Origin of the sequence: Protofrankia sp. Cr1 (genome assembly GCF_963555865.1) — a bacterium.
In the GTDB taxonomy this organism is placed as follows: domain Bacteria; phylum Actinomycetota; class Actinomycetes; order Frankiales; family Frankiaceae; genus Protofrankia.
The window spans coordinates 1-5,875 of sequence record NZ_CAUVXO010000317.1; the positions used below are offsets into that span (position 1 = coordinate 1).

Annotated in this window: 4 protein-coding genes; all 4 read right to left on the reverse strand. The window is 65.7% G+C overall.

Features of this window, described 5'->3' with window-relative positions:
- Positions 1–61: 61 nt before the first annotated feature.
- Entirely contained in the window at positions 62–1,210 is a 1,149-nt protein-coding gene (locus U9980_RS20120; RefSeq protein WP_322769335.1) for an acyl-CoA dehydrogenase family protein, read from the reverse strand.
- A 13-nt stretch (positions 1,211–1,223) separates the two neighbouring features.
- Positions 1,224–1,475 carry an acyl carrier protein gene (locus U9980_RS20125; protein ID WP_322769336.1) on the reverse strand — a complete coding sequence of 84 codons (252 nt, stop codon included), beginning with the start codon at positions 1,473–1,475 and terminating at the stop codon, positions 1,224–1,226.
- Positions 1,476–1,495: 20 nt separating this feature from the next.
- Complete coding sequence (locus U9980_RS20130; RefSeq protein ID WP_416210335.1) at positions 1,496–2,365, reverse strand: 3-hydroxyacyl-CoA dehydrogenase family protein; 870 nt, start codon at positions 2,363–2,365, stop codon at positions 1,496–1,498.
- A 66-nt stretch (positions 2,366–2,431) separates the two neighbouring features.
- On the reverse strand, positions 2,432–5,875 hold a 3,444-nt coding region (locus U9980_RS20135), incomplete at its 5' end, for an SDR family NAD(P)-dependent oxidoreductase (protein ID WP_322769338.1).

Here is a 5,875-nt window from a genome sequence, read left to right on the forward strand (position 1 = left end):
GCTGTGGTACAGCTGACTCATCGCTACTCATACTTGCCTTTCTCGTGCCATGCGGCTTTCATCACGCAGCGTGGGGTATAAGCTGTGCGATCATCGCCTGCTGGATCTGGGTGCTGCCCTCGATGATTTCCATGACCTTCGCGTCGCGGAGTAGTCGCTGCGCTGATCCGGCGGGGTGACAACCATTCGCACCCTGGATCTGCACGGTGTCCGCCGCCACCTGAAAGGCTCCTGTCGAAGCGAAGTACTTGGCCATCCACACCGCCGCGACCGAGGCCGGGGCACCGGCTTCCTTGAGCTCTCCGGCCTGTAGACACAACAGTCGGGCGGCCGAGACCGTGGTCGCCATGTTGGTGATCAGACGTTGGATCAACTGATGGTCGAAAACCGGGACCCCGAACTGCCTGCGTTGCCGGGCGTACCGCAGCGACGACTCCAGGCATGCCTGTGCCAGGCCCACCGAGCCCCACGCGACGCTGTAGCGGCCGATGTCCAGCGCCGCGCCGGCGACTGCGACGAGCCCGAACCCCGGTCGGCCGAGCATCGCGGCACGCGGGATACGGCAACGGTCGAAGTGCAGCTCGGCGAGCATGGCCGCCCGAGTGCCGAACATGTCATCGAGCGGCTCTACCGTCAGCCCCGGAGTATCCCGCTCCACCACAAAGGCACTGAGCCGTCCCTCATTTCCGGCGAACACCAGGAAGACATCAGCCGCCTGCCCATAGGTGATCCATTTTTTGGTGCCGTCGAGGACATAGTGTTCGGCGTCCGGCCGTGCGGTGGCGGCGATCTGAGCCGCGTCGCTGCCGGCGTCGGGCTCGCTCAACGCGAACGCTCCGACCCATTGCCCGCCGGCCAACCGGGGCAGCCAACGCTCGCGCTGAGCGGCACTTCCCCAGCGGGTGATGGCCTGGCACACCATGCTGTGCACGGTAAGGACACTGCGTACGGAGGAACATCCGACGCCGATCGCCTCGTTGAGCAGGCCGAAGGCGACCAGACTGAACGCGCTGCCGCCGTATTCGACGGGAATCAGCGTGCCCAGGTAGCCAGCCTCTGCCATACCGGTGAGCACACTGCGCGGCAGCTTCCCGGCCCGGTCCCATTCATTGGCGAACGGCGCGATCTCGGTTTCCGTGAACTGCCGGTACTCCTGCAGAAGCTTGTTCTGAGCATCGGTCAGGGACAGCACACCTGCGATCGATTCCATGCTCCCGACAGCCCTACGTTCCGACCGTTACGGCTTGCTTTCCGACGACGAACCGTTCAATCCCGTCAATGGATCGAAAATTCTCGAAGTCCAGGTCCTCGTCTTCGAGTGTGATCGAGAAATCCTTCTCGACCATGGCGATGAGCTGTATGACGAACAGCGAATTCACGTAGCCGGAGGCGAAGATATCCTCGCTGTCGGCAAAATCGTGGTCCTTGAAATATCCACTGAGAAAATCCTTGAGCCGCATTTTGATCATCGACATGAAATCTTCCTTCCGTTCCCCTACTGATAGTCGTAGAAGCCGCGGCCGCTCTTTCGGCCGTGCAGACCGGCGTAGACGAGCTGCTTCAACAGCGGGCAGGGTCGATACTTGCTGTCGCCGAAGCTCTCATAGAGCCCCTCGATCGACAGGAGAATAGTGTCGAGGCCGATCAGGTCGGCAGTCTCCAGTGGGCCCATGACATGCCCGAAACAACCCTTGAATATCCGATCGACCTCGATCGCGTCGGCCACCCGCTCATGGACCAGACAGGCGGCCTCATTGATGGTCAACATCAACACCCGGTTGGAGACGAAGCCTGGGGAATCGACGACCACGACGCCCTCCTTGCCGATCGCGGAAAGGAGGCCCAGCATCGCCTGCACCGTCTCGTCCGAGGTGTGAAAACCTTTGATCACCTCCACCATCGGCTTGAGCGAGACAGGATTCATGAAGTGAGCGCCGATGACCTTGTCTGGACGTCGGGTCACCCCGCCCACCCTGGTGATCGGAATGCATGAGGTGTTCACAGCGAAGATCACGTCCGGCTTGCACGCCGAGTCGAGTGCCTCGAACACCGGCCGCTTGACGGCCCAGTCCTCGGTGGCGTTCTCGATGACGAAGTCGACATCCGCGACGTCGCCGATGTCCGTGGTGAAGGTGATTCGGTCGAGAATCTCTGCACGATCGACCTTGGCCGTCGTCGGCGTACCGTTCCGCGCGCTGAGCATCCGCTGGAAACGAAGGCCACGCTCGATGTTCTGGCGTGCCCGGGAAAGTGCGTCCATCGTGACGTCCACCAGGACGACACCGAATGCAGATTGCGCCAGGACCTGAGCCACCTCGCTGCCCATCACGCCCGCGCCGATCACACCGACGGTTCGTATTTCGATATTCGACATGATGTCCTTCCAGAGGTCTCGCGCTTCAGCGGTCTCAAAGACGGCCCAGGCCGGGGACTACTGAGCGTCCGGAGTCCGGGCAGCCATGGCGGCTTGCAGGGCGCACGCCAGGTTGGCGACGGTCGGCGCGTCGAAGACTGTTCCCACCGGCAGCTCCACCGCGAAGGTCTCGCGCAGCCGCGGCACCAGTTGGAGTCCGAGCAGAGAATGGCCGCCGAGTTCGAAGAAGTGGTCGTGGACCCCGACCTTGTCCACGCCCAGTAGTTCCTGCCACAGCTCGGCGAGCCGTTCCTCGACGCTGTCCCGTGGAGCCTCGTACGGGGTGAGCAGGTCCGGTCGCGGGTGCGAGACGCCGATCGAGGCCTGCCCACCCGCCGGCTCGCCGCCTCTCTCGGCAGAGCTGGCGCGGGCCTGCGCCACCTGGTCGAGCACAGTCGGGAGGTCGCGCGTACTCACCAGGACCTGGGGAGTCAGGCCCGAGCTCAGGATCCGGCCGAGGACCTCGGTTCCCTCGTCGGGAGACATGCCGTGATCAAGCGCCGTCTGCAGGAATCCGGCCGACGGCTCGGCCCGCACCGTCACCCGGTCGCCGTCATCAACCGGCGGATGATCGTACAGCTCTGTCTTCCCGGCGCTGGCGGCCTGCGCCGCGCTGAGCCGTTCGTCCAGGTCGTGCACTCGTTTCAGGACGAACCGCTCAGCCCGTACCAGTTCGTGGCCGTCCAGGTCGGTGATGGTGACATCGGCAGTCACGGTCTCCTTGCCGACCTGATCGCCGTCCAGGTACGACTGGTGGCTGTAAACCGCCGCCGACAGCGGGGCGAACATCAGAATCCGGCCGTAGGAGATCGGAATTCGAAACTCGCTGGCGTGATGCACGCCTACAAAAGCCGTCGCAATGTCCATCAGCGCGGGATGCAGCGACAGTTGGTCCAACTCGGCCCGGAACTGTCCGGGAAGTTCAAGCCGGGCCAGAAACTCCTCGTCCCCGACATACATCCGCTGCAGGCACTGGGATCGGGCCCCGAAGCCCATCGGACCGCCATTGTCGGGCCGGCCGATGTCGCGTAGCCCGGCCCGCTCGATCAGCGCCTTGATGTCGAGCCGGCGCGGTTGCGTAGTGCCCAGTGGCGCCACCCGGCCCGACGAGTGCAGCTGCCAGCGCTCGGCATCGCCGACCGAAGAGTCCCGATGAGCGCTGATGACGGCGAAGCTCGTACCGGTGCGGTCCCGCTCGAGCACGACGCGCACCTGCTTGCGGTTACCCTCGGGTACCACGATCGGCGTGTAAAAGGTGACCGCCGTCAGCTCGATGCCCGGATCGGGCCGGTCGCCAGAACCACGGTCATCGGCGAACGCCGCACGGACCAGCTCCAGATGCCCGACTCCGGGCACCACCGGGCGGCCGTTCATGCGGTGCTCGTCGACAAGCCAGGACGCACGGGCGTCGAAATGGGTGACGTAGATCGAGTACCGTTCATCAGCGCCGGCCAGCCGCCGCTCGAGGAGCGGGTGGCGCACATCCCTGTCCCGGGACCGCGTCGGGGACGGCTCGCCGGCTCCGACGATGATGGTCCGGGCAGCCATGCCGACGCCTTGCCAGGCGTCCCAGTTCACCGAAACGACCGGTCGCCGGCCCGCGTTGCCCGAGCTGTCGTCATGGCCCGCCAGCGCGTCCAGGAACGCGTTGGCCGCGCAGTAGTCGACCTGGCCGATGCCCCCGCTGACGGCGATACCCGAGGAGCAGAGAACCAGGAAGTCCAGCGGGAGCGATGCGCAGGCGCGACGCAGTGCCAGTGCCCCCCGTACCTTGGGTGCCAAGACCGCGGCGGCTGACCCGGCGTCCTTCAACTGGATGAGTCCGCCCCCGGGTACCCCGGCTGCGTGCACGACCCCGTGGATCACCCCGAACCGCTCGACGGCCTCCCGCACGACGACGCTCAGCCCGTCGGGGTCGGTTACGTCCGCCGTAGCGACCATGACCGTGCCACCGGCGTCCTCCAATCGCCGTACGGCCCTGATCCGATCAGCGGTTTCGTCCCCCGAGGGCCGATTCGCCCATTGCGGCCACTCCTGGCGCGGTGGGAGACCGGATCGCGCCACGAGCACCAGATTCGCCTGCACGGTTTTGACCAGATATTCGGCCAGAGACAGGCCGATCCCGCCCAACCCGCCCGTGATCAGGTAAGTTCCGCCGGTGCGGAACCGCTGGTGTTCCGACGGACGTTCCAACCGGACCGGCCCGAATACCTGCCGCATGCGAAGCCGCCCCCGGATCGCCGCGACTTCGCTGCCGGTGCTGTCCCGCACGGGCCTGTTGAGTTCCGCCAGGAGGGCTTCGGCCAATGCGGACCCGCCACCGCCGACCGACGGCAGGGAGATGTCGACGCTCCGGCAGGTGATCGCCGGATTCTCGAGCGGCCACACGCGACACGGCCCGAGGACCAGTGCCTTGGCCGGCTGCGACTGGTCACCCTCGACAATGGCGTGCATCTCACTGGAGACCACGCAGACCTCGATCGTCCCGGTCAGGGTCTCCCTGCCGATCGCCTGGGCCAGCGACAACAGGCTGGTGAAGCCGTCTCGTGCCACGTCATCGACTACCACGGGGTCGGCCGGGTCTTCGGGACGTTCGCAGACCAGCCACAGATGGACGATCCTGGTCGGCAGCTCACCGGCGGTTTTGATCCGCCGCAACAGCTCGACATAGTCGTCGCCGTTGCCCGGATCGATAAGGTACGACTTATCGGCCTGGCTGGTGAAGCGGGTGCCACGCCGCACCACCGTCACGCTCGCGCCGCGTTCGGTCAACCGTCGATTGAGCGACTCTGCGACACCCAGATCGTCAGCGAAGATCAGCCAACAGCCCGGTTCAGCGTGTCCGGCATCCCGGATGGCCGGTGGCAGGAACTCCCACCGAGGTGTGTAGAACCAGTCGGCGAGCTCGCGGCGTCCGCTGTCGGCGCTCGCCGCGATGTCGGCAACGGCCGTGCCATCTTTTCTCCCCGTCCCGCCCGTGCCTGCGCGGTCGGTGTGGTCCGTGGTCGGCCGGTATCGACGACGTTGAAACGGATACGTCGGCAGCTGCACGCGGCGTCGCTCAGACTGGACGCTGTTCCAGTCGATGTCAACGCCACACAGCCACAGTTTGGCGGTGGTAGTCGCCATGAGCGCCGTGTCCGAGCCGCCGTCATGAGCGCCGGGCAGCGAGCCGAGTACCAACGATCCGGCGTCAGCGTCGCGGGGTCTGGCCTGTTGCGCCATCGACCCCAGCGGCTGGCCCACCCCGATCTCCAGCATGATCCGCCCAGGCTGCTGCCACAGCCTCCGCACACAGTCGCCGAACCGGACGGCCTCACGCAGGTGACGCGCGTAATATGTCGGGTCGGCCGCATCGGCATCGGTGATCCAGTCACCCGTGACGTTGGACAGGTAGGGGATGGCCGGCCGGCCGCGCGCGACACCCGAGACCAGCTCGGTAAAGGTAGCGGTAAGCGGTTC

What these genes read in the sequence shown, in the direction of transcription:
- U9980_RS20120 (WP_322769335.1), bottom strand. Translation starts at nt 1,210, where the DNA reads ATGGAATCGATCGCAGGTGTGCTGTCCCTGACCGATGCTCAGAACAAG.
- U9980_RS20125 (WP_322769336.1), bottom strand. Translation starts at nt 1,475, where the DNA reads ATGTCGATGATCAAAATGCGGCTCAAGGATTTTCTCAGTGGATATTTC.